This is a genomic window from Flavobacterium sp. B330r (assembly GCF_056824325.1).
Genome location: NZ_CP124860.1, coordinates 14,323 through 38,736, shown reverse-complemented (window position 1 = coordinate 38,736; position 24,414 = coordinate 14,323). Strand labels below are relative to the sequence as shown.

Sequence of the window (24,414 nt, the reverse complement as noted above, 5' to 3'; positions counted from 1 at the left end):
CAAAACTTTTTTTATTAGCTAATTTTAAGAAATCAATAATATTTAAAAATGTAAGATTATTTTGTAATATGTGATTGATTTATTCGTTAACTTAGAAGATTAATTAATTTTAAAAAAGATATCATTATGAAAATTAAATCGATGTTATTAGGAATGAGTTTTGCTTTTTTATTAGTGGCTTGTGGACCTAAAGATGCAGATATTCAAAAGGAAATTACTGCAAAATTAAGCGAATTACCTGGAGTTTCAGTGACTGTAGAGAAAGGTGTTGCGACTATTTCGGGTACTTGTAAAGATGATGCTTTCAAGCAAAATGCAGAAAGCATTGTGAAAGGAATAAAAGGTGTTAAATCGGTCGTGAACAATTGCGAGATTCCAGCTCCAGAACCTGTAGTTGCGGCTCCTGTAGAAATTAATCCTGATGCAGTTTTAACCACTTCGGTAAATGAGGTAGTAAAAACGTACAGCGGTGTAACGGCAACAGTTAAAGATGGCGTGGTTACACTTACTGGTGATATCAAAAGAAGTCAATTGCAAAATTTGATAAAAAGTGTTCAGGAATTGAAGCCTAAAAAAGTAGAAAACAAATTAACTATTAAATAATTGATGTTATGAGTTTAAAAGATAAATACAAAGAGTTAACAGATCTAGCTTCTAATTTAGGAGTGGCTGATTTGCAAGTAAGAGAACAAGATAATGTGCTGTATGTTGATGGAACGGCAAAATCTGCAGATGATAAAGAAAAACTTTGGGCTGCTTACGGAAAAATAGATCCTGATTTTAGATCGGCAGATGTAGTAATGAATATTGAAGTTTCTGAAGGAGCTTCTACAGAATATACTGTTGTAGGTGGAGATTCTTTATCAAAAATAGGAAAAGCGCATGGTGTTTCATGGCAGACTATTTATGAAGCCAATAAAGACATTATTAAGAACCCAGATATCATACAGCCAGGTTGGAAGTTAAAAATACCAACAGCATAATTTTACTTATGGTGTGTTGCAAAAGTCCATCTCAATGGTGGGCTTTTTTTGTTGTGATTTAATCGAAAAATTTATTCTCATTATGTCACTAAAGAACCTCAGGTTAATATCCTACTTGAAAACATATAAATCTCATCACAATATCTTATAATCATTTGATAATTAATCTCTCTAATTTTAAAAAATGTAAATTACTAAAAGAGAGTATTATGAAAATGAGATCCATTTTATTAGGAATGTGCCTTACTGTTGCTTTGGTTTCCTGTAAATCTAATGATGCTGATATTGAAAAAGCAGTTAATGAAAAAATAAATGATCCTGATATTCAAGTTGCCGTACATGAAGGTGTGGCTACAATTACAGGTATTTGTGACGATGAAATGTTCAAGAAAAATATTGAAAAAAGCGTAAGAGCAACCAAAGGTGTAAAATCTGTTGTCAATACCTGCGAACTTGCCAGAGCTAATCAAGAACCTGCTGCGGCGACTGTTATTATTAATTCAGATACCGATTTGGATAAAGCTGTAAGTAAAGTAGTCGATGCGTACGATGGTGTGAGTGCAACTGTTGTTGGTGGCGTTATTACGCTTTCGGGAGAAATTGCAAAAGATAGATTGCAGCCTTTAATGCAAAGTATTCAGGAATTGCATCCTAAAAAGGTAGACAATAAATTAACTATTAAATAAGGATGTTATGAGTTTGAAAGATAAATACAGAGAAATGATAAATTTAGCATCCGAAATTGGAATTGCTAATTTACAGGTACGAGAACAGGATAATGTGCTTTATATTGATGGTACAGCTAAATCGGCTTCTGATAAAGAAAAACTTTGGAATGCGTACGAAAAAATTGATCCTGAATACAGATCGGCAGATGTTGTAATGAATATTGCTGTTATAGAAGGTACAACAAAAGAATATATTGTAAAAGGAGGAGATTCGTTATCTAAAATTGCTGCAGCCTACGGTATAACATGGAACGACATTTTTGAAGCGAATAAAGATATTATTTCAAATCCTGATTTGATTAAACCAGGTTGGAAATTGAAAATACCAATAGCATGATTTTTTTTAGTTGTAAAGGATCAAATATTCTTATTTTATGTCATTCTTAGAAATTAAAAGGAATTTAGCTTCTAAGAATGACATAGATTATTGAATGTTTTTTGTTTTCAGTTTATTTTTACTTGATTTGGAAGATATTTTCTTTTGAAAACTACCTTCCTCTAATACTTAAATCAAATAAAAATTTTGCTGTTTCCTGATCTGAATCTGCCGAAAAGCCAGCAACATAAACTCCTTTTTTACCCGAAGTCGATTTAATTCCGTATACAACTGCCTCATCCGCTGGGTCTGACTCACCCTCGTATCGATACACATGAACAATTTCAAATTTCTCAGGATTCTTTTTAATCGCGTCTGCATTTCGATTAAAATCGCACGTAAATCCTTTTTCATTCAATTGATCTAAAGCCTTTGAAACAGTTGCGTAATGATACATTCTTTTCATGATAAACTGAATTTAAATTATAGATTTTTAAAGATAACTATTTTAAAATTAAAATGTTATGATAAAATTCATAAAATCTGAAATTTAAAATCGTTATTGTTAGTGCTTAAATCCCTACTTTTGCACCGCAGACCGCCTTATCGTCGTCCCGATTTATCGGGAGGGAGGAAAGTCCGGACACCATAGAGAAGCATAGCGGGTAACGCCCGTCGGTTCCGAAAGGGATTAGGACAAGTGCAGCAGAAAGTATGTACAGGTAATGCTGTAGTGAAACCAGGTAAACTCTATGCGGTGAAATACCAAGTATATCGGCATTTAAGAGCTTCTCGTTCGTTGCCGAAGGGTAGGTAGATTGAGTCCAGCAGTAATGCTGGATCTAGATAAATGATAAGGTATTGTATCATTGCAAAATGAGACAAGAACAGAATCCGGCTTACAGGTCTGCATTTTTTATATATTTGTGAAACTATCTAACTTGTTTTCATGAATACTGCCACTCCAAATTCTTCTTCACAATCCAAAAGAAGCCTTTTTAGAACCATTGTAACCAATCTTACTTTTTGGGTTTTAATTGCTATTATTTCGGGTATTTTACTCGGACATTTTTCTCCATCAAATGGTGTGAAAATGGAATTTCTGGGTAAAAAGTTTATTCAGCTAATTTCTCTTTTTATTGGCCCGATTATTTTCTTGACCATAGTTTTAGGGATTTCGGGAATGGGAAATCTAAAAAAAGTGGGAAGAATTGGCGTAAAAGCTTTAACTTATTTTGAAGTGGTTTCGACTGTTGCATTGGCAATTGGTGTCGCGGTTGCTTATTTGTTTAAACCTGGAAAAATTGATAAATCGAGTTTGACGTTTGGCGATGCAAGTCAGTATACAAACGGAGCTTCCGAACATTTCTCGTGGTTGCAGTTTTTCTTATCCAATTTTACTTTACAGGTTTTACTTGCCGCTATTATCTGCGGAATTGCATTGAATTTTTATCAGAAAAGAGAGCAGGCTATTTTGGTTTTGGAACGATTCTCAAAAGTGGTTTTCTTCGGATTAAAGTATGTAATGTATCTAGCTCCAATTGGTGCCTTTGGCGGAATGGCCTATACAATAGGTAAATTTGGCCTTGCCACTTTGATTCCTTTAGGAAAGCTGATGCTTTGCGTGTATTTGACTATGGCATTATTTGTCTTTTTGGTTCTTGGAAGCATCTTGAGATATTATAAAATAAATATTTTTTCGATTTTAAAATATATCAAAGAAGAACTTTTATTGGTTTTAGGAACTTCGTCATCTGAAGCCGCTTTGCCAAGTATTATGGTGAAACTGGAACGAATGGGTTGCAGTAAATCGGTTGTAGGTTTGGTAATTCCGACAGGCTATTCTTTTAATTTGGACGGAACTTCAATTTACCTTTCGATGTCGGTACTTTTTATTGCACAATTGTATGATGTTCATTTGAGTTTTTTCGAAATCCTGACCGTTATCGGAATTTTAATGATTACTTCTAAAGGTGCAGCAGGTGTAACCGGAAGCGGATTTATTGTTTTAGCATCGACATTAACTGCTTTGCATAAAATTCCCGTTGAAGGTTTAGCCTTTTTATTGGGAGTAGATAAATTTATGAGCGAAGCCAGAGCAATCACCAATTTAATAGGAAATACAGTTGCAACGATAATAATCTCGAAAACAGAAAGAGATTTTACAGAGTTAGATTTGAGTTACAAAGTAACAGAGTGACAAAGTAACAAAGTAATCAGAACTTTGCATCTTTGGCACTTTGTTACTTTGTCACTTAAAATTACGATTCGTCCTTCGTTGTTCGCACCAGACTAATGCCCGACATGAAAAAGACAATTCCTAATATTCCGTAAATAATAAGCGATTTTATATCTCTGGTTTCTCCAGATGTGCCGGCAAAAATAACGGCCGTATAAATAAGTCCTACAATTCCGAGGATTGTAAGCAACCCACCGAAAAATCTTTTTAGGTTCATGATTGTTAGATTTAAAAGTTCTCTAACAAAGTTAAATTTCGATAAGTTAATTGCTGTTATACAATTGCTTATATAAAATTATATGATTTACAGGATGTTATTTTTCTATTTTAAACTCCAGTCCGATATTTCGGACGCTTTCAATCTTGATTTTCGGATCTGAATTAAAATATTTTCTAAGTCTGCTGATAAAAACATCCATGCTTCGTCCAGAGAAATAATCGTCTTTTTTCCAGACCGACATTAAAATCTGATCTCTTTTTAATAACTGATTGTGGTTTAAATACAAGTATTCGATAAGAGAAGCTTCCATTTCTGTAAGCTGCTGCACATGATTTTTATTGTTAAGTGTCAGACGTTCGTTATCAAAAATATACGAACCAATTTCGATTATGTTATTTCCGTCAAGACTTCTCTTTTGTTCGATTCTTTTTAGAATATTCTGCAAACGCAGCACCAGTTCGTCAACTTCAAACGGCTTTACGATATAATCATCTGCGCCAAGTTTTAGACCAATTATTTTATCTTCTTTTAGCTTTCTTGCGGTGAGAAAAATAAATGGAATTTCGGGATTAATGGTAATTATTTTTTCAGCCAATGAAAATCCGTCCATTTTGGGCATCATTACATCAAAAACACAAATATCAAAAGTCTGGTTTTTAAAATAGTCTAAAGCTATTTCGCCGTTTTCGGCCCAGATTACTTCAAATTGATGCAATTCTAGATATTGTTTTAAAATCGCCGCAAAGTCAAAATCGTCTTCGGCTAATAGTAATCTTTTCAAAATAAAGGGATTAAACTTTTAATAAAATAGTAAACTGAGTTCCTTTTCCTAAATCGCTAATAACGTTTACAGAACCCTGATGTGCTTTTACGATTTGGTCAACATAATACAATCCTAAACCTAAACCTTTTGTGTTGTGCAGATTTCCTTGTTCTACTCGGTAAAACTTATCAAAAAGAAACGCTTGCTTGTTTTTGGCAATTCCAATTCCGTCATCTTCAAAACTGATTGAAAATTGTTTTTCGACAATTTTTGTTTTTACTGTAATGGTATTTGATCCATATTTTACAGCATTTTCGAGAACATTTAAGAAAGCAGTTGTCAAATGAAATTTATCCAAAACCAAAATAGTTTTCTCAGTCTGGAAATCGGTTTTAAGATTGATTTTTGGAAAAGTAATTTTAAAATCATTTGTAATAGAAAGAAGAAAATCTTCGGCTTCTATTTTTTCTTTTTGCAGTTCAATTTCATTTTCAGCCAAAGAATTTGCCATAACCTGATCAATCAGATTCTGGAGACGGTTATTCTGGCGCGAAATGGTATTTACAATCGAATTGAAATTTTCATCATTGTCACGAATATTTTTCTGCGCTAAAATCTTTGTCGAAATCCCCAAAGTAGCCAATGGAGTTTTCAGTTCGTGCGTAATATTATTGATGAAATCGGTTTTAACGTCGCTTACTTTTTTCTGTTTAATTAGAGATCTAATCGCAATTACAAACAGACTGATTAAAATGGCAATCGAGAATAAGGAAAGAATCAGAATAAACGTCATTCTTCTTAGAATAATCATTTCCCAATCCGTTACAGAAACGTACATCGAATCTTCTGTCAATAATTTATATTCCTCATTTTCAAAAGTACCGTTTGTTGTTCCAACATAACTTCTTACTAAAAAGGCATGATTTAAAGAAGCCAGATTTCCGTACAATTTATTCTGGATAAAAGGTTTTTCAGAGAAAATAGTATCCGCTTCCTGTTCGTTTTTGTAAAGAATAAATTTGTTTAGAACAACGGCAAAATCGATCTTAAAATCGGGTAAATCTTTCTCAAATTTTCGTTTGATTTTTTGAGTTATGATGTTTTGAGATTGCGCATTCAAAACGCCATTTTTAATGTCCAATTTACTTTTTTTTCCTTTCATGTATTTTTCTGAAAGGCTTTTGTAAAGCACTTCTTTTCTAGAAACCAAAGCCGAATCGATATCGCTATAATTATTGGTAATTTGAGCAATTTCGTTTTTAATCTGTGTATGAAACTGCGCTACTTTATATTCATAAGCCGTCTTTACTAAATAGCATTGTACTGTCATAAGCACAAATAGCGCTACAACAGAAAATCCGATTAATAAATTGATTCTTTGCTTCATATTGGTTGAAATGACGCTTCAAAAATACAGTTTTTAGCCAACAAATAGGAGATTAACCTTGCATTAACCTACGATTAACTTTCAGAACTGGGTTTTCAAAGCATTTTTGCAGCGACACAAAACCAAATTTTATAAAATGATACAAACGAAAAGATTTGAAGGAGCTTTAATTGCTTTCCTTTTTTTTATGAATGGTCACGCAAACGGACTGATTAAAGAAAAGCATTATGAATTGAATATTGCTCCAAAACAAAAGGCTGTTTTAATTTTATTTCCTTGCTTTCCATGCAATATCGAAAACACTAAAAACGAAGCCCAATTTCTTAAAAACTTAAAACAGGAAGGTATAACTACCTTGTTGCTGAATTATAACGTGAAATTGTATTTGTCAGAATCAGAAAAAAAAGAATATTCGTTAGCACTAAATTCAATTTTTGATCGCAATAAAATAGCAAAAGAGAATATTTTTATTGGTGGTTTTTCGAGCGGTGGCAATCTGGCGCTTTTGCTTTCTAATTATCTTATTCAAACCAAAAATGCCATACAGCCCAAAGGTTTAGTTGTGGTCGATTCTCCTTTAGATTTAGAAAGACTTTATGATGGCGCACAAGAGGATGTGAAAAAGAATGTTAGTGAAGAAGCTGTTGAAGAAGGAAATTATTTAATACAACTCTTCAACGATGATCTCGGAAATCCAAAAACTAATATTGAAACCTATAAAAAAATGTCTCCTTATTTGGTTTCAAGTGATTCAAAAGTAAATATAGAATACTTAAAAGATATTAAAATTCGATTGTACTGCGAACCAGATTTAGAATGGTATTGGAAGAACAAAAAAAGAACTTATGAAGAATTGAATGCCTTTCATTTAGAAAAAACATATGATTCATTATTGAATTTAGGAGCACAAAAAGTTGAATTTATAAAGACTTCAAACAGAGGATTTGATGCGAAAGGAAATAAAAAACCTCATTCTTGGAATTTGATAGAAAGGGAGGATCTTATAAAATGGATTCTTAATTAACGAAAAATATCTAATCTAAACCCTATTCAAGAATGAATTACCTGCCATTAAAACTGCTTATTACTATTTTACTTTTTTGTCTTTCATTTATGGCAAACGCTCAGAATGAAACACCAAAAGATTCGATTTCAAATGAATTAAATGAAGTGGTTATCAGTAAGGAGAAAAAAATGTTTACCAATGCAAACGGAAATGTAAAGATTGACGTTGCCAATTCGGTTTACAGTACAATTCCAAATCCGATTGATTTGCTTTCAAAACTGCCATCGGTTCAAATAGGTAGTGATCGTGAAAGTATTTCGATTGTCGGAAAAGGAAATCCGTTAATTTATATAGATGGTCAAAAAGGAACCATAACCGATTTAAACGCTTTATCTGTTGCCGATATTAAAACAGTAGAAATTATTAAAAATCCGTCTTCTAAATACGAAGCCGAAGGCCGTGCTGTAATTTTGATTACTAGAAAAGTAAGTAAAAAAGATAGTTTTAAAACCGAAATTTCTGAAGTGGCTTCTTTTAAAAGAAATTACAATAATTATTTGGGGTTTAATTCTAGCTTTAAAAAAGATAAATTAGAATGGAAAGCCAATTTTAATTACAATCTACGAAATCCGTGGGAAAATCATAGTTTGGAATATGAAATCCCGAAGGCTTCTATAGTCTCCAATTATGATGTGACAGCAAATTCGCGTGTAAAGGAATATGTTTTTGGAGGAGGTGTGTTTTATAAAATAAATGAAGATGATTATTTGTCGGTTAATATAAATGGCAAAATGCGAAATGATACTTTTGATATCAATACTTTCACTTTTAATCAAAATCAGAGTCAGGTAAATAATGTCTTCACTTTTAGCGAAAATTCGAGCGCTAAGAATTTCTTGAATTCATTCATCAATTATTCGAAAAAAATAAAAGCTATTGACACTAAGCTTTTTATTGGTTTTCAGGGTTCCAACTACAATCAGCATTTGTTGAGTTTGGTGAAAAATAATTTTAATGAAACAGATTTTAAATTGTCGCAAAACCGGGATCAGAAATTTAATGTGGATGTTTTTTCTGGAAGGATCGATTTGGAGAAAAAGTTCAAAAATGAAGTGACTCTGGAATACGGCGGATTGTATTTAAAAGCGAAATCAAAATCAAATGCTGACATTTTTGATTTTGAAGAGGGTAAAAGCGAAGTTTCAGATTATGATTTTAAAGAAGAAAACCTCGCCGCCTATGTTCAGTTTTCGGGAAAGCTGAAAAAGATCGATTTTTCATTCGGATTAAGAACAGAAAATACCAATGTGTACTCCAAGTTTAAAGCGCAAGTTTTGCCTTCTATAGATAAAAATTACACCAATCTGTTTCCTAAAGCCGATCTTACAATTCCTATTGACAGCACAAAAAGCATCAATGTAAATTATTCAAAAAGTATTGTGAGGCCTAATTATTCATCTTTAAGTCAAATTGCCACCTATATAAATCCGTATTTTTTATATGGGAGCAGTATAAATTTAGGACCAGCATTTGTAGATGAACTTTCAAGCTCATTTCAGTATCGCGACAAAACTTTAAAACTGAGTTATTATCAGACCAAAGACGTAACTAATCCGAGTTTTGTTTTTAATGAGGAAACCAATGTATTAATGATTACCGACATTAATTTTAAGAGAGAAAGGGGTTTTACGATAGATTTTACACTTCCGTTTACCTATAAATTCTGGACAACAACCAACTCTCTAATTTTTGTAAAAAGTAAGGTTGAAGACGATACGGCACTTTTGCATCCTTCAAAGCCTTATTTGTATTATTACTCAAACAATACATTCAAATTACCAAAAGATTTTAGTTTCGTTTTTTCTTTCTGGGGAACAACCAAACAAAATGATGGGATTTTTGAGCGCAAAGCTAATTTTGTGGTCGATATGTCTTTGGCAAAAACATTTGGTAAAAACTGGAGTTGTACCTTGAATTACAATGATATTTTTAAAGCGACAAGTTACACCGATACTTTTACGGTGAATAATGTCCATTCAAAATTTAAATATTTAGTCGATGCCAACGAAATTTCTATTGCAGTTCGTTATTCTTTCGGAAAAATAAAAGATTCTGAATATAAGCAGAAAAGTGTAAACGAAAGTGAAAATAGAATTAGGTAAAATCCCAAATTTTAAAAATCCCAAATTCCAATTTTCTCAGAAGTGCCGAGATTGGAATTTGGGATTTTACTATTTTAATATTGGTATTTATCTATCCTTCATCTTCTTCAGATTCTTTTTTAGAAGCATCATGTGGTAATTCTTCATCATCATCAGTAGAATTTAGTTCGAAGAAACTAAAAAACGAACCGCCATAACTTTTCTGAAAAGAAAAATTACTCATATGATCCAGTTTGGTGTATTTTGAATGTTCGATAATCATCATTCCGTCGTCTTCCAATAAATCTCTTTCAAAAACGGTTAGAACAATTTTCTCAAAAGTGGCTTGATCCAATCCGTAAGGTGGATCTGCGAAAATTATATCGTAAGTAGTTTTAGAATTTTCTAAGAATTTAAAAACATCACTTTTGGTTGCAGCAATATCAAAATCATATTCTGATGAAACTTGTTTGATAAATTTTACGCATCCAAAATCGCCATCAACAGAAGTAATGGGAGCACTTCCGCGCGAAGCGAATTCATAACTTATATTGCCAGTTCCCGAAAAAAGATCTAAAACCTTTAAACTGTCAAAACTAAAATGATTATTCAAAACATTAAACAATGCTTCTTTACTCATATCAGTCGTTGGTCTTACAGGTAGATTTTTTGGCGGAAAAATTCGGCGTCCTTTGTATTTTCCTGAAATGATTCTCATGATTGAAATAAGATATAATGTTTTTGATTTTGAGCGGTTGTAAAGCTGTTTCTTTCCTTCAGTTTTGAAACATCCATAAAAGAAATATGGCGCACGTATTTGTACGCTATGGCATAAAATGGATCATTTTCTGAAATAGTTCCTAATAATTCTAATTTGAAACTTTCCGGATTCATGCTCATTTGTTCTGCTGTAAATAAAATATAGTAGATAAAATCTTCTGGTGTATTATATTCGAATGAATTAAACAGCAAAAGCTTTTGATTCTGGACTACAATAATTTCAAAATTCTCAGGATTAAAATTGACGATCATTTTCTTATCGTCGTTATTTCTTGAGTTATCCAAAAGTTTTTCGACCAAAATACTGTTAGCGTGTTTATAATCAAAAGACCCCACATTATCGATTAAGAAATTGTTGATATTCACAAACGGAATATAAACCGAGTTCATCTGATAATTCGGAATTTGATCAAAAGTAAAAAAGTCGGTATCAAACACTTTTGTAGTGTATTGCAGATAACTTCCTAAATAATTCTCATCAAACAAAGCAGTCGGAACAAAAGTCGAAAGGTTATTGTTATGAATAACCATTACTTCATCGTAAGTATTTTTTAATTCAGGATTGCTTTTGAAAGCATCATTGAACAGATCTTCAATTCGAGATGTCTTACTGTTAGTATCAAACTTTATTTCCTTAAAAGAAGTGATGATATTATTTAAAGTATCAAAACAGCAATATGAAAATCCAGTCAGTGAAACCTGAATAGAAAGTTTTCTGTAATTTTTTGAAGTAATGTTAGTATTTTGTAATGACATAGTTGATTTACAATTCGTTACCTGTTTTAAATCAAGAAAGAATTTAAGCGACCACAAACTTACAAATTAAAAAGGAACAATTATAATTGCAATTTCAAAAAACAATTTGAATCTGAGTTTAAAACAAGGTTAAGAAAAAGTTTATTTATTTGAAAGTTAATGGGTTATGTGTTTTTGAGCGCGGTTTAACTGTTTTTTGAATATTTAGCATCATTTATATTGAAATTGCTATTGACATTGACATTGACATTGCTATTGCTACTGCTATTGCTATTGCTATTGCCATTGAAATTGATTTTTGTCATTGAAATTGATTTTTGTCATTGCCATTAAAAAAAGCGACCTTTGTATTTCAATATTACTCTATGAATTCTGCACAGTTTTACGGTACTTTACAAAAGCGATTTCCTTTTGCTCCAACATACAAACAGGATATTTTTTTTCAGAAAATTGCAATCTTTCTAACCGAACCCCAAAACGACACGATTTTCGTTTTGAAAGGATATGCGGGAACGGGAAAAACTACCGTTATTTCTACTATCGTTAATAATCTTAGCGAGATCAATAAAAAATATGTTTTGTTAGCACCAACAGGACGTGCGGCAAAAGTAATCGCCAATTATTCGAATAATCCAGCCTTTACGATTCATAAAAAAATATATTTCCCGAAGAAATCTTCTGGAGGAGGAGTGGCTTTTACCAAGCAAGTCAACAAACATAAAAACACCATTTTTATCGTCGATGAGGCCTCGATGATCTCAGACAGTACATTAGATAGCGGCTCGCTTCTAGACGATTTGATTAATTATGTGTATTCTGGAAGTAATTGTAAAATGATTCTTTTGGGAGATACTGCACAGTTGCCTCCAGTAAATTTAGATATTAGTCCGGCGTTAGATATTCAGACTTTGGGCATTCATTATGACAAAGAAATTGAACATATCGAATTGGACGAAGTAATGCGTCAGGAAGAAAGTTCAGGGATTTTATTCAACGCAACAGAATTACGTGAATTGTTGAAAGAAAGTTTTATAACCGAATTTAAATTCAATGTAAAGAAGTTTAAAGACATTGTTCGACTAACAGACGGTTACGATATTCAAGATGCGATTAATACTGCATACAGCAATTATAGCATTGAGGATACTGCTTTTATTGTTCGTTCTAATAAACGTGCCAATCAATACAATGAGCAAATTAGAAGCCGAATTTTATTTAAAGAAAGCGAACTTTCGGTTGGAGATTTTTTGATGGTGGTAAAAAACAATTATTTCTGGCTGAAAGAAACAGACGAAGCTGGATTTATTGCCAACGGAGATATTATTGAAGTTTTAGAACTTTTCGGAATCAAAGAACTGTATGGATTTAAGTTTGCAAAAGTAAAAATAAGAATGGTTGATTATCCAGAGCAGAAGCCCTTTGAGACGGTTTTAATTCTAGATACTCTAACAAGCGAATCACCTTCTTTAACCTATGAAGAATCGAATCGTTTGTATGAAGAAGTGATGAAAGATTATGAAGACGAATCAACCAAATATAAAAGATTTCAAAAGGTAAAAGAAAACGAATATTTCAACGGATTACAGGTTAAATTCTCTTACGCGATAACTTGTCATAAATCGCAAGGTGGACAGTGGAACACTGTTTTTATCGAACAGCCATTTCTTCCAAACGGAATTGATACTGATTATATTAGATGGCTTTATACGGCGATGACACGTGCCAAAAATAAGCTATATTTGATAGGATTTAAAGACGAGAGTTTCGAGGAATAGTTTTTTTAGCCACAGATTAAAAATATTCTCACAGATTTTTTTGCAAAGAAGTATAAACGCTTATTTTTTGTCTCACGCAGATTTTACAGATTTCGCAGATTTTTTGATTAAGTTTCTCAAAGCGCAATCAATTAAATCTGCGAAATCTGCGAGAGAAATTTAAACGCATCCAAAAAAATCTTTTTAATCCTTTTAATCTGTGGCAGTAAAAAAATAAAAATGACAACACTAAACGATTTACATTCGATTTCATCGGCGTTTTCGAATACCGATAAAATGCCAGTTCTCTTTTTAGGACATGGCAGTCCGATGAATGCTATTGAAGAAAATCAGTTTGTGACTGGATTTCGTGATCTGGCAAAAACATTGCCGCAACCCAACGCTATTTTATGTGTTTCGGCGCATTGGTTTACCAAAGGAACAAAGGTTACAGCGATGGAAATGCCGAGAACCATTCATGATTTTGGCGGTTTTCCGCAAGCGCTTTTCGATGTGCAATATCCCGCAAAAGGAAGTCCAGAATTAGCCGTAGAAACACAAAAGATTTTAGATCCCGTACTGGTCGAATTAGACGAACATTGGGGATTGGATCATGGAGCTTGGAGTGTTATCAAACATTTATATCCCAATGCAGATGTTCCTGTAATTCAGCTAAGCATCGATTATACCCAATCTGGACAATATCATTTTGAATTGGCTCAAAAACTACAATCATTACGTTACAAGGGCGTTTTAATTATCGGAAGTGGCAATATTGTGCACAATCTTAGAATGGTCGATTTTAGAAATTTTGACAAAGACAATTACGGTTGCGATTGGGCAATTGAAGCTCGTGAAACTGTAAATAATTATTTGCTCGATGGAAATTTCCAGCCTTTAATAGATTTCGAAAAAATGAATAAAGCCGTGCAATTGGCAGTTCCAACCCCAGAACATTATCTTCCGTTGTTATACACTTTAGGTTTAAAAGATAAAACAGATGAGTTAAGTCTCTTTAATGATAAATTACTAGCAGGTTCTCTGAGTATGACTTCAGTTAAACTGATGTGATATGCTTTGTGTATCTCTGCGAAACCTTTGTGAGTCTCTGTGAAATAGGTTATACCGCAAAGATGCACAAAGATTTACGGGGAGATTCGCAAAGAGATTATTTTTCTTTTTTCAAATTATAGGCATAAAGATATCCATCTGCACTTCCGTAGAAAATAACATCATTGTTAATGAAAGGAGAAGAAACAATTGAACCTAATTTATAAAATTCATCCATCACCTTTTTGTTTTCGGCATAACTAGATAAATCGGCTTGTTTGGCAGCGAAACCAAAATCTAAAAGATTGTTGTTAAGAATACTTGCAGCATATTTAGTTCTATTTTCGGTTGGAATTATATGCGATTCTTTTTCATCAGAAATTAGGTTTAAGTCAAAGAAATTACCCGAAAAATCTCCAAAATAAATCGTATTGCCAGCAATTGCGGGCGAAGAATAAACGTAGCCATTGCCTTTAAAGCGATACTTTTCTTCTCCAGTTTTTGCATCCAATGCCAATAAAGCGTAAGTATCTGATGTTCCCACATAAACGGTATTATCTTTAATAACAGCCGAACTCAAAATCCAAGAGTTTTCGGCATTGTATTTCCAGATTACTTTTCCTGTTTCGGCATCAAGTGCAAATAGATACGGATCTCTTGCACCAAAATAAACAATACCATCAGAAATAGCTGCAGAAGCTTGAATTCCTGTAAAACCTGTTTTTGTTTCAGTCGAGAACTTCCATTTTTCTTTTCCTGTTTTACAATCCAAAGCATAAAAAATACCATCCCATCCGCCAAAATAAACCGTGTTTTTTTCTAAAATAGGAGTGCTATGTATAGCCGCTTTAGTTTGAAAATTCCATTTTGGACTTCCCGTTTTAGCATCAACGGCATAAAGATTCCCGTTACTACTTCCAAAAATCGCCAATGCAGAATTATTGTCTAAATAAATAACAGGAGTCGAAAGATAAAAATCCCACAAATCAGCCATGAGTAAATCGCTAGGTTTCATACCCCACATTCCGATTTCGCTATACCAATGTTCGCCTTTGGTTTTAAAGCGCCAAATTTCTTTTCCTGTTTTGGTATTTAAAGCATAATAATGGCCGTCAAAACTTCCAAAATAAACAGTATCATTATAAAGGCTTGCAGAACTGTGAACGGCTCCGCTGGTTTTAAATTTCCATTTCAGGTTTCCAGATTTTTCATCGACAGCATAAAAATAACCGTCTTCGCTGCCAATATAAACAGTTCCGTTTTGTGCAATTGGAGAAGAAAAGATTTTCCCTTCCGTTTTAAATTTCCATTTTAAATCTTGTAAGGACTGATAATCTTTTCCAGCAAAAATGCGATTTGAAAATGCATTTAAAACATCCGTTTTGTTCTGAGAAAAAGTATTGGAAGTAAAGATTAAAAAGAAATAGAGCAGGAGAGAAGTAAAGTTTCTTTTCATAGTTTTTCTTATAAAAGTAAAAATATTTATAAGATATTAAAATACAATGCTTTGAGGAATATGTTATAAAAATATTTTAGAAAGCTCTTTGTGAATAGTGTATTTGGTTTAATATGGAAATAACGAAAGAACTCTTCAAAGTTTTCCAATCGTTTTTATTTATGTGATATTGGTATAAAAGTTTATAATAAGCACAATTTGTTTAAAAAATAAATTGGTGAGACAATAAAATGTTTCATCTAAATTTGTTTATTTTTGTGTAAGTAATTGTTTGTCAGTTGATTGTTTGGTTTGTGTTTTCTTTTTGAGTAGTTTTTTAAATGCCTTTTGTGATTAACTGGTGATAAATTTAAAAAACGATAAAAGATGTTTACAATTTAAGTTAAAGTGCGGCATCAGCACTATAATCACTGATAAAATTAAGATGAATCCAAACAAAGCATTATGGGAAAAAGGCGATTTTACACGCGTTGCAGAATCTATGAGAGAAAGCGGTGCGGAATTGGTTGCCAAAATTGGAATAAAAGAAAATAGTGACGTTTTAGATCTCGGCTGTGGTGATGGTACTACCGCAATACCTTCGGCAAAATTAGGAGCCAATGTTTTAGGTGTTGATATAGCAAGAAATTTAGTTGAAGCTGGCAATCTTCGAGCAAGAAAAGAAGGATTAGATAATATTGTATTTAAAGAAGGAGACGCAACCGATTTAAATGAATTGAAAAACCAATCTTACGATGTGACGATGAGTGTTTTTGGAGCAATGTTTGCTCCAAAACCTTTTGATGTTGCTAAAGAAATGGTTCGTGTCACACGACCTGGAGGTAAAATTATTATGGGTAATTGGATACCGGGCGATCCAACGTTAATTGCACAAATCTTGAAAATTAGTTCTGAATTTACACCACCGCCTCCTGAGGGTTTTGTAAGTCCAATGCTGTGGGGTATTGAGGATAATGTTATCGAAAGATTCACAAATGCGGGTATTTCTAAAGAAAATATTTCTTTTGAGAGAGATACCTTTACATTTAAAGCAGCATTTCCACCTTCGGAGTGGCTAAATCGATTAAAAAATTACTATGGTCCAACCATGAATGCTTTTGAAGCTGCCGAGCAAAATGGAAAAACTTCAGATTTGTATGCTAAACTTGAAGGATTAGTGAATAGCCAAAACCGAAGTAATGACAAAAATTCTACCTTAATTCCTGCAACTTATCTTCGTGTTACAGTTTTGGCTTAATTTTTTTCTAAATACATAAAACAAGAAGGTTGTTAATAATAATCGATTGTATGGTTTGCTAGTAGACAGAAAATTAAAAGTAATTTTTGCATATTTGCAAACACTTAAAACCGGTGAAAATTAAATCACTAAATTTTGAGTTTTTTTAACTCAGTAAAATATAAGAATGAAAATAATAGCGGTAATTCCAGCCAGATATGCTTCAACTCGTTTTCCTGCCAAATTAATGCAAGATTTGGGAGGCAAAACAATAATTCTAAGAACCTATGAAGCAGCAGTTTCTACAAAATTGTTTGATGATGTTTTTGTAGTAACCGATTCTGATCTGATTTTTGATGAAATTGTTTCTAATGGAGGAAAAGCCATTATGAGCATTAAAGAACATGAATCTGGAAGTGATCGAATTGCAGAAGCCGTTGCAAATCTAGATGTTGATATTGTAGTGAATGTACAAGGTGATGAGCCTTTTACAGAAGCTGGGCCGTTAGAGCAGGTTTTATCGGTTTTTAAAAACGATTCAGATAAAAAGATTGATTTAGCTTCATTAATGCGCGAAATCACAGATGAAGAAGAAATCAATAATCCGAATAATGTAAAAGTGGTGGTAGACCAGTCGCAGTTTGCATTGTATTTTTCAAGATCTGTAATTCCGTATCCGAGAGAGAAAAACGTTGGTGTAAGATACTTTCAGCACATCGGAATTTATGCTTTTAGAAAACAGGCTTTGTTAGACTTTTACAGCCTTCCAATGAAATCTTTAGAAGCTTCCGAGAAGTTGGAGCAGTTAAGGTATTTGGAATTCGGAAAACGCATCAAAATGGTTGAAACGACGCATGTTGGAATTGGAATTGATACGGCTGAGGATTTGGAAAGAGCTCGAGCAATGTTGAGAGATATTTAATTAATATTTATATCCACAAACTTGTCATCCTGAGGAACGAAGGATCACACTCGTAAATCGGCAAAGATTGGAGACATTCTAAACAGAGTTTCTAGTGTGATCCTTCGTTCCTCAGGATGACAAATAAAACAAAAAAAGCTCCAAATTTTTTGGAGCTTTTTTAATATCTAAAACAATCTAAATTACTGGTATAAAGCAGGAAATTTAGAAGGATTTACTTCGTGCATCATATCGTAAATTTTCTCGTAAATATCTTCTGCAGAAGGTTTAGAGAAGTAATCGCCGTCAGTTCCGTATGCTGGTCTATGCGCTTTTGCAGCTAAAGTTTGTGGTTTGCTATCCAAATGTTTGTAAGCATCTTGTTCTTCTAAAATCTGCTGTAAAATGAATGCTGAAGCTCCTCCAGGAACGTCTTCATCAATTACTAAAAGACGGTTTGTTTTAGCAACACTTTTTACGATGTCTTTGTTAATATCGAACGGAAGTAAAGATTGAACATCAATAACTTCACAATCAATTCCTTTTTCTGCCAATTCATTAGCCGCTTGCATAACCAATCTTAAAGTTGATCCGTAAGAAACTAAAGTAATATCAGAACCTTCTCTTAGCGTTTCTACAACTCCAATTGGCGTTTTGAATTCACCAAAATTTAGTGGCGTTTTTTCTTTTAAACGATATCCGTTCAAACATTCAATAACCAAAGCAGGTTCATCACATTCTAACAAAGTGTTGTAGAAACCAGCTGCTTGTGTCATGTCTCTTGGAACCAAAACATGGATTCCGCGAATAGCATTAATGATCATTCCCATTGGAGAACCAGAATGCCAGATTCCTTCCAAACGGTGTCCGCGAGTTCTAATGATTAATGGTGCTTTTTGTTTTCCAACGGTTCTGTATTGTAATGTAGCTAAATCATCACTCATGATCTGAATAGCGTACAATAAATAATCTAAATACTGAATTTCAGCAATCGGGCGCAAGCCTCTCAATGCCATTCCGATTCCCTGACCAATTATAGTCGCTTCACGAATTCCGACATCGGCAACACGAAGTTCTCCGTATTTTTCCTGCATCCCTTCTAAACCTTGGTTTACGTCTCCGATGTTTCCAACATCTTCACCAAAAATTAAAGTTTCGGGATATTTGGCAAATAAAGCATCAAAGTTATCACGAAGAATCATTCTTCCGTCTAAATCTGCTTTTGCATTTTCAGCATATTTAGGAAGAACTTCCTGTACTGAAAATACATTTTTAGATGATTCAGAATGTAAATTACTGCTAAATTTTTCCTGAGTTTCTGCTATAAAATCTGTAATCCAATTTGATAAAAGAACTTTGCTGTTTGGAACTTCGATAAAACGAAGAATCTTTCTAGCATAAACCAATAATTCTTTCTTTAAAGGCGCTTTAATCGCACTTAATTCAGAAATTAATTTCTTGATTCTATCTTTATGGTTAATGCTTGCATCAGCAATTTGTTCTAATAAAGTAAGAAGGTTCTTTTGATCGTCAATAATTGGATTGATAAAGTTATTCCAAGCTTCTTTTTTAGCCTCTAAAACTTCTTTCTTCAATTCGAAATCAATTTCTGCCAATTCTTCTGGAGATGCAATATTAATTGCAATCATCCATAAACGCATTTGACGAATACAGTCAAAGTCTCTTTCCCAAGCCAGTCTCTCTGCATTTTTGTAACGTTCGTGAGAGCCAGAAGTAGAGTGACCTTGTGGCTGTGTTAATTCGTTAACGTGAATTAAAACTGGAATATGTTCTTCACGCGCAATTGCTCCGGCTCTTTCATAAGTAGAAACCAGTTCGGCATAATCCCAGCCTTTCACTCTAAAGATTTCATAGCCTTTAGAATCTTCATCGCGCTGATATCCTTTTAATATTTCTGAAATATTTTCTTTTGTAGTCTGATGTTTTGCATGAACAGAGATTCCGTATTCATCATCCCAAACACTCATTACCATCGGAACTTGTAGCACTCCAGCAGCGTTTATAGTTTCAAAAAACAAACCTTCAGAGGTACTTGCGTTACCAATAGTTCCCCAAGCTACTTCGTTTCCGTTAACAGAAAATTTCTCTTTAATTGTTATTCCACCAACCTCTCTGTAAATTTTTGAAGCTTGTGCCAAACCAAGTAATCTTGGCATTTGTCCTGCTGTTGGAGATATATCTGAACTTGAATTTTTTTGTTTGGTTAAGTCTTTCCAAGAACCGTCTTCGTTTAAACTGTGCGTTACAAAGTGTCCGCCCATTTGTCTTCCGGCAGACATAGGATCAAAAGCTAAATCAGTATGCCCGTATAAACCGGCAAAAAACTGTCTGGCATTCAATTCACCAATAGCCATCATAAAAGTTTGGTCGCGATAGTATCCAGAACGAAAATCTCCGTTTTTAAAAGCTTTTGCCATTGCCAGCTGCGGAACTTCTTTTCCGTCACCGAAAATTCCAAATTTAGCCTTTCCTGTTAATACTTCTTTTCGACCTAAAAGACTACATTCACGGCTTGTTACCGCAATTCTATAGTCATTCAATACCTCAGTTTTGAAGTCTTCAAATGTCAGTGTAGTATTGCTTTTTTCTTTTATCATAATCTTGTAGCGTCATGTTGTTTATGTCGCGAAATTACTTAAAAACAATCAATAATCATAATTCTTTGAACTAAATATAATTTAATTATTTGTATTCAAATCTAAAAACTACGTATTTTATTTATGTTATTTTTATATGAAATTTAATTTTATTGATAATTTCGCAAGTTTTTGTTTAAAATTTATTTGATTAAAACCATTTTCGGGTAAAAAGAGTAACTAACGTTCTTGGCGAAAAAGTGATTATAAATCGTATTTTTTCATTGTATTTAGGCTGTGATATTTCCCACCCATTATTCGAATAAACAGGAAAATAGAGTTCAAAGTAGTCAGGAACCAAGTTTAAACGGACTCCAGAATCGTAAGCAAAGAACTCACTTTTGTGCTTGTTTTTTAAGAAACCAATGTCACCATAAATCTCAACCCAGTTCCATATGGCGTAACTGGCATTCAAAGTTGCCATCCATTGATTAGCGTATGAAGGTTCTAGTTGCGATTTGAAACCTCCTTCAGCGATAACATACTGCTGGCTAAAAAAACCTGTGCTTTCTGATCTTCCGAATAAATTATAATCAAATAAATAATCTGTCGGACGGTCTAAGCCAAAACTAAAATAATCTGAATTTGTTGTGTTGTACAAGAAAGTTCCAACGTATAGTCTTAAATTTAGCTTTTTGTTATTTTCAAATAGTCTTCTGTATTCAACTTCTCCAGAAGCTTTTCCAAAACCGCTAGAAAATTGCAAATCAGTCATAAAATTAAAATGATCAATTAATTCTGTTTTCGTATTAGAATAGCGGGCATTAAAGATCGAATAGTTTGGTTTTGAGTTATCTGTAATATACGTGCTTGCTTCACGATTTACAATAACCTGACGAGCTAAAAACAGCTGTTTTCTATTATCTCTAAAATCTTTTTCTCGAATACGAAACTGCACCATCGGATTTAACCTTAAATAAGTTGCATCTGGGGCGTAATGATAATAATTCTGACTTATAGAATATCGAACATTATATAAGGTGCTGTTTCTATAATATTGATTCCATGAAAAAGCAGACGAACCTGAAACTGTTCCTGCTTTTATAGAATACGCCGGATTAATGTCAAAATTAAAAGGTTTGTCTAAAATGGTTTTATTATGAAAACGAATTCCTGGCGTTATACCATCATAATAATTGTAGTTTAAGGTCGGAATGTATAAAATCTGATTATAGTCTGGGTCTTCTAAATCTTTAGCAAAATTAAATTTAACAGGACGGTTGAGCGCAACATGTTTTAGAGATTTCCAATTGTTTCTTTGGTTGTATTCCGGAACTTCATTATCATAATTAATGACAATTTTTTCTGCATTTTTACGGCTAAACTCATAAACAGAGTCTTTTTTAGTAGGCTCAATCCATTCTTTAAAAACGACTTCTTTCTTTTTAATTCCGTAAATCGGAATAGGAGCGTAGATGCCAGTTTTATTTTTAACCGAAAATGTAATACTATCTGCAGTTCTCGAAACGTTTGAAAATTTATAATCGATAATATCTCGAGAATCGATAATGGTTTTAAAGAACCAATCAATATTTTTTGGGCTTTTTTGGGTTAAGATTTTCTCAAAATCATAACGATTCGATTGTCCGAATTGGTTGAGATTGTAAAATTCTCTGACGCTTTTAGGAACAATATCATGATTCAGATAATCATCTAAATAACTCAAGCTCAAACCAGCACGATATTTACTGGCAATTTGCTCGTTAAATTTTATTAAGGTGTTTTTTGGATCGCCAAGTGGCTGATCCAAGTTTTTACGGGCCATTAGCATATAGTAATAGCTATACTGCTCGTTAAAAGTCAGATTCGTGATATTGTAGCTTTTAAAGAGCTTCATGTTTGAAAGTCTTCCTAGCATTTTTTCCTCCTTATGATGTTCTTCCATGTACTTCATCATGGCATAAATCTGGATTCCGTCATAAATCCAATTGTCTTTTCTAGGATCTAAGCGAAGACTGTTTTTGAGATAATTGTTTAGAAAAGTCTTTAAAAACTGAATTTCAAATATAAAATCATCCTGAAACGGACTGATAAAAGAAGGCAGCTGATTTAAACCATAAAAAGGATTTCTGTCGTAATCGATCTGAGAAACGGTTATTTTTTCATGCGGATATTTGCCAATAAACTTTTCAGCATAAGAAACCACACGATTAATGATAATAGCTTTCTGGATTTCGTCTATTTTTTTATTTTTTAAATTGGTTTCAACCAGTAGAGAACCATTATCATATGTTCTAAAGCTATTTTGTTTTTCGATATAAAGACTAAAATCGGTTCTGTTTCTGCCAGAGAAAGAATAAATATTGTAGCCCTGATTGCTGGTATCTTTAGAAACCGAATTTAAATCGGTAGTAATAGAGTATGGATTCGGGATTTTAATTTCAACTTCATAATCGCTCACCGCATTGGCAATATCATCCAGATTGAAATTGTTATACTTTACAAAAAGGCCATTTTCAAAACGGGCAGGACTTATAAACCAGTTTTTAAGAGCCATACCGCCATTTTGATCAAAACCAAAATGTGTGAATTTATCGTTTGGTATTTTTACAATATAATTAAGATGTAAAACGATTTTTTCGTTAGGAAGCAGTTTGCGATTCAGCTTAACCGTAATATAGTCAGGATCCTGATTGCTTCTTTCCCATTCCAGAGCCGAAAAATTAGTTTCTGTTAGGTTTATAATTGTCGTTTTTCCTCTGTCGGCAGCCTTTGCCAAATGAAAACCTCTGTAAAATTCATCAGAAAAACGTTTTGCAAGAGGCGTGTTTTTATCCGCAAAAGCGTTATTCCAATCGTTCAAAACAATCAAAGCCAAAGTATCATTTGTAGTATTATGATACGTAAGATCTTGTTTTATGTTTAGTGTTTTAAGTTCGAGATTTACCGCCACTTCCATCTTAGATTGATGTTGTGCAGTTAGTTTTATCGAAAATGATAAAGCTAAAACGAGGCAAATAATTTTATAAAGTGCTTTCAAATAGTGGCTTAAAAATTATCAGACATACTTAAATTACGGACATATTGCGGTTTCGGATTTTTGTAAAAATAGTATAAAAAAAGCTGTTTAAAAAAACAGCTTTCAATTTTTACGATACTTTACGTAATTTAACGATAAATAGTATGATGTTCACAGCGAAATGTGATCTCACACATGAAAATTAAATTTAGAAATTCGGACTTAAATCGTATTTTTTGTAGAATTTATCCAATGCTTCCACAACTTCATCTTCAGTGTCTACAATTTTAAATAAATTCAAATCTTCTGGGCTTACAGTATGCATTTTTTCAACCAAAACAGTTTTAACCCATTCGATTAAGCCAGACCAGAACTCAACTCCAACCAAAATAATCGGAAATTTTCCAATTTTCTTAGTTTGAATCAAAGTGATAGCTTCAAACATTTCGTCTAAAGTTCCAAAACCACCTGGCATCACCACAAAACCTTGCGAATATTTTACGAACATTACTTTTCTCACAAAGAAATAGTCGAAATTCAGGTTTTTGTCATGATCAATATAAGGATTAAAATGCTGCTCAAACGGAAGTTCGATATTTAAACCAACCGAAATTCCTCCGCCCAAATGCGCGCCTTTATTTCCAGCTTCCATAATTCCGGGACCACCTCCTGTAATCACACCGTAACCTGCTTTACTGATTTTATAAGCAATTTTTTCAGCCAATTGATAGTACTTATCCTCTGGTTTTGTTCTCGCCGATCCAAAAATAGAAACACAAGGACCAATACGTCCCATTGCTTCGTAACCATTTACAAACTCAGACATAATCTTAAAAATTGCCCAGCTGTCATTGGTTTTAATTTCATTCCACGTTCTTTGTTTCAAACGATCCTGAATTACTTTATCTTCATCATTATCAAAATCTTCTAATCTCATTTTAGGTATTTTAATTTATTATTTTATTTATGTTTTTGTCCCTGTAATTGTCATCCTGATCATAGTCGGAAGAAGGAGCCGTTTCCCGCTGTCAGCTATATTCCCGATAAACAAAAACTACGGCTAAAAAGCCTTGTTTTTCTAAATCGGGAGATGCCGCTCCCA

At 33.1% G+C, this 24,414-nt stretch carries 21 protein-coding genes and 1 other RNA gene; 12 read left to right on the top strand and 10 right to left on the bottom strand.

Annotated elements, in window-relative coordinates; translation table 11 throughout:
• The first annotated feature begins 126 nt into the window (after positions 1-126).
• The 4 genes from QLQ95_RS00170 to QLQ95_RS00155 all read left to right on the top strand — a co-directional run bounded on the left by QLQ95_RS00170 (position 127) and on the right by QLQ95_RS00155 (position 2,048).
• Positions 127-603, top strand: coding sequence for a BON domain-containing protein (locus tag QLQ95_RS00170; RefSeq protein WP_320491944.1), 477 nt, complete (start codon positions 127-129; stop codon positions 601-603).
• 8 nt (positions 604-611) lie between these two features.
• The gene (locus QLQ95_RS00165; RefSeq protein ID WP_095931541.1) at positions 612-983 is read left to right on the top strand and encodes a LysM peptidoglycan-binding domain-containing protein; all 372 of its coding nucleotides are present in this window, start codon (positions 612-614) and stop codon (positions 981-983) included.
• Positions 984-1,192: 209 nt separating this feature from the next.
• Complete coding sequence (locus tag QLQ95_RS00160) at positions 1,193-1,669, top strand: BON domain-containing protein (protein WP_428239316.1); 477 nt, start codon at positions 1,193-1,195, stop codon at positions 1,667-1,669.
• A gap of 7 nt (positions 1,670-1,676) precedes the next feature.
• Complete coding sequence (locus tag QLQ95_RS00155) at positions 1,677-2,048, top strand: LysM peptidoglycan-binding domain-containing protein (RefSeq protein WP_428239315.1); 372 nt, start codon at positions 1,677-1,679, stop codon at positions 2,046-2,048.
• 151 nt (positions 2,049-2,199) lie between these two features.
• Here the strand turns inward: QLQ95_RS00155 and QLQ95_RS00150 are convergent, their stop codons facing one another.
• Positions 2,200-2,493, bottom strand: a complete 294-nt coding sequence (locus tag QLQ95_RS00150) for an SH3 domain-containing protein (RefSeq protein WP_008467915.1) — start codon at positions 2,491-2,493, stop codon at positions 2,200-2,202.
• Positions 2,494-2,617: 124 nt separating this feature from the next.
• Here QLQ95_RS00150 and rnpB point away from each other — a divergent pair.
• Positions 2,618-2,945, top strand: an RNA gene (gene rnpB / locus QLQ95_RS00145) — RNase P RNA component class A.
• Between the two features lie 31 nt (positions 2,946-2,976).
• Entirely contained in the window at positions 2,977-4,227 is a 1,251-nt protein-coding gene (locus tag QLQ95_RS00140; RefSeq protein ID WP_428239314.1) for a cation:dicarboxylate symporter family transporter, read from the top strand.
• Positions 4,228-4,288: 61 nt separating this feature from the next.
• On the opposite strand, the gene QLQ95_RS00135 is transcribed toward QLQ95_RS00140, so the two are convergent.
• The 3 genes from QLQ95_RS00135 to QLQ95_RS00125 form a co-directional block, all read right to left on the bottom strand.
• Positions 4,289-4,483, bottom strand: coding sequence for a hypothetical protein (locus QLQ95_RS00135; protein WP_008467912.1), 195 nt, complete (start codon positions 4,481-4,483; stop codon positions 4,289-4,291).
• A gap of 97 nt (positions 4,484-4,580) precedes the next feature.
• On the bottom strand, positions 4,581-5,267 hold the full coding sequence (locus QLQ95_RS00130; protein ID WP_095931545.1) for a response regulator transcription factor: 687 nt from the start codon (positions 5,265-5,267) through the stop codon (positions 4,581-4,583).
• Between the two features lie 10 nt (positions 5,268-5,277).
• Positions 5,278-6,636: a sensor histidine kinase gene (locus tag QLQ95_RS00125; RefSeq protein WP_482502118.1), complete on the bottom strand. Its 1,359-nt coding sequence runs from the start codon at positions 6,634-6,636 to the stop codon at positions 5,278-5,280.
• A gap of 136 nt (positions 6,637-6,772) precedes the next feature.
• Here QLQ95_RS00125 and QLQ95_RS00120 point away from each other — a divergent pair, with 136 nt between their 5' ends.
• Together QLQ95_RS00120 and QLQ95_RS00115 are read left to right on the top strand one after the other, a co-directional pair.
• Complete coding sequence (locus tag QLQ95_RS00120; RefSeq protein WP_320491949.1) at positions 6,773-7,660, top strand: hypothetical protein; 888 nt, start codon at positions 6,773-6,775, stop codon at positions 7,658-7,660.
• 32 nt (positions 7,661-7,692) lie between these two features.
• Positions 7,693-9,804 (top strand): TonB-dependent receptor domain-containing protein, encoded by a 2,112-nt coding sequence (locus QLQ95_RS00115; RefSeq protein ID WP_482502116.1) that lies wholly within the window; start codon positions 7,693-7,695, stop codon positions 9,802-9,804.
• A 91-nt stretch (positions 9,805-9,895) separates the two neighbouring features.
• Here QLQ95_RS00115 and QLQ95_RS00110 read toward each other — a convergent pair whose 3' ends face one another.
• Complete coding sequence (locus QLQ95_RS00110; RefSeq protein WP_095931549.1) at positions 9,896-10,501, bottom strand: RsmD family RNA methyltransferase; 606 nt, start codon at positions 10,499-10,501, stop codon at positions 9,896-9,898.
• Positions 10,498-11,319: a DUF3822 family protein gene (locus tag QLQ95_RS00105; protein ID WP_320491953.1), complete on the bottom strand. Its 822-nt coding sequence runs from the start codon at positions 11,317-11,319 to the stop codon at positions 10,498-10,500. Before QLQ95_RS00105 ends, QLQ95_RS00110 begins: the two co-directional genes overlap by 4 nt.
• Positions 11,320-11,684: 365 nt before the next feature.
• Here QLQ95_RS00105 and QLQ95_RS00100 point away from each other — a divergent pair, with 365 nt between their 5' ends.
• Together QLQ95_RS00100 and ygiD are read left to right on the top strand one after the other, a co-directional pair.
• A complete protein-coding gene (locus QLQ95_RS00100; protein ID WP_320491954.1) occupies positions 11,685-13,094 on the top strand; it encodes an ATP-dependent DNA helicase in 1,410 nt (469 codons plus the stop codon).
• A gap of 219 nt (positions 13,095-13,313) precedes the next feature.
• Positions 13,314-14,144, top strand: coding sequence for a 4,5-DOPA-extradiol-dioxygenase (gene ygiD / locus QLQ95_RS00095; protein WP_482502114.1), 831 nt, complete (start codon positions 13,314-13,316; stop codon positions 14,142-14,144).
• Between the two features lie 97 nt (positions 14,145-14,241).
• Here the strand turns inward: ygiD and QLQ95_RS00090 are convergent, their stop codons facing one another.
• Positions 14,242-15,579, bottom strand: a complete 1,338-nt coding sequence (locus QLQ95_RS00090) for an outer membrane protein assembly factor BamB family protein (protein WP_482502112.1) — start codon at positions 15,577-15,579, stop codon at positions 14,242-14,244.
• 424 nt (positions 15,580-16,003) lie between these two features.
• Here QLQ95_RS00090 and QLQ95_RS00085 point away from each other — a divergent pair, with 424 nt between their 5' ends.
• Together QLQ95_RS00085 and kdsB are read left to right on the top strand one after the other, a co-directional pair.
• Entirely contained in the window at positions 16,004-16,816 is an 813-nt protein-coding gene (locus QLQ95_RS00085) for a class I SAM-dependent methyltransferase (RefSeq protein WP_428239307.1), read from the top strand.
• Between the two features lie 166 nt (positions 16,817-16,982).
• Positions 16,983-17,717: a 3-deoxy-manno-octulosonate cytidylyltransferase gene (gene kdsB / locus QLQ95_RS00080; RefSeq protein WP_428239306.1), complete on the top strand. Its 735-nt coding sequence runs from the start codon at positions 16,983-16,985 to the stop codon at positions 17,715-17,717.
• Between the two features lie 182 nt (positions 17,718-17,899).
• Here kdsB and QLQ95_RS00075 read toward each other — a convergent pair whose 3' ends face one another.
• From QLQ95_RS00075 to QLQ95_RS00065, 3 genes are all read right to left on the bottom strand, one after another.
• Entirely contained in the window at positions 17,900-20,314 is a 2,415-nt protein-coding gene (locus QLQ95_RS00075) for an alpha-ketoacid dehydrogenase subunit alpha/beta (protein WP_428239305.1), read from the bottom strand.
• 190 nt (positions 20,315-20,504) lie between these two features.
• The gene (locus tag QLQ95_RS00070) at positions 20,505-23,252 is read right to left on the bottom strand and encodes a gluzincin family metallopeptidase (protein ID WP_428239304.1); all 2,748 of its coding nucleotides are present in this window, start codon (positions 23,250-23,252) and stop codon (positions 20,505-20,507) included.
• Between the two features lie 268 nt (positions 23,253-23,520).
• Positions 23,521-24,249, bottom strand: coding sequence for an LOG family protein (locus QLQ95_RS00065; protein WP_095931557.1), 729 nt, complete (start codon positions 24,247-24,249; stop codon positions 23,521-23,523).
• Positions 24,250-24,414 lie beyond the last annotated feature (165 nt).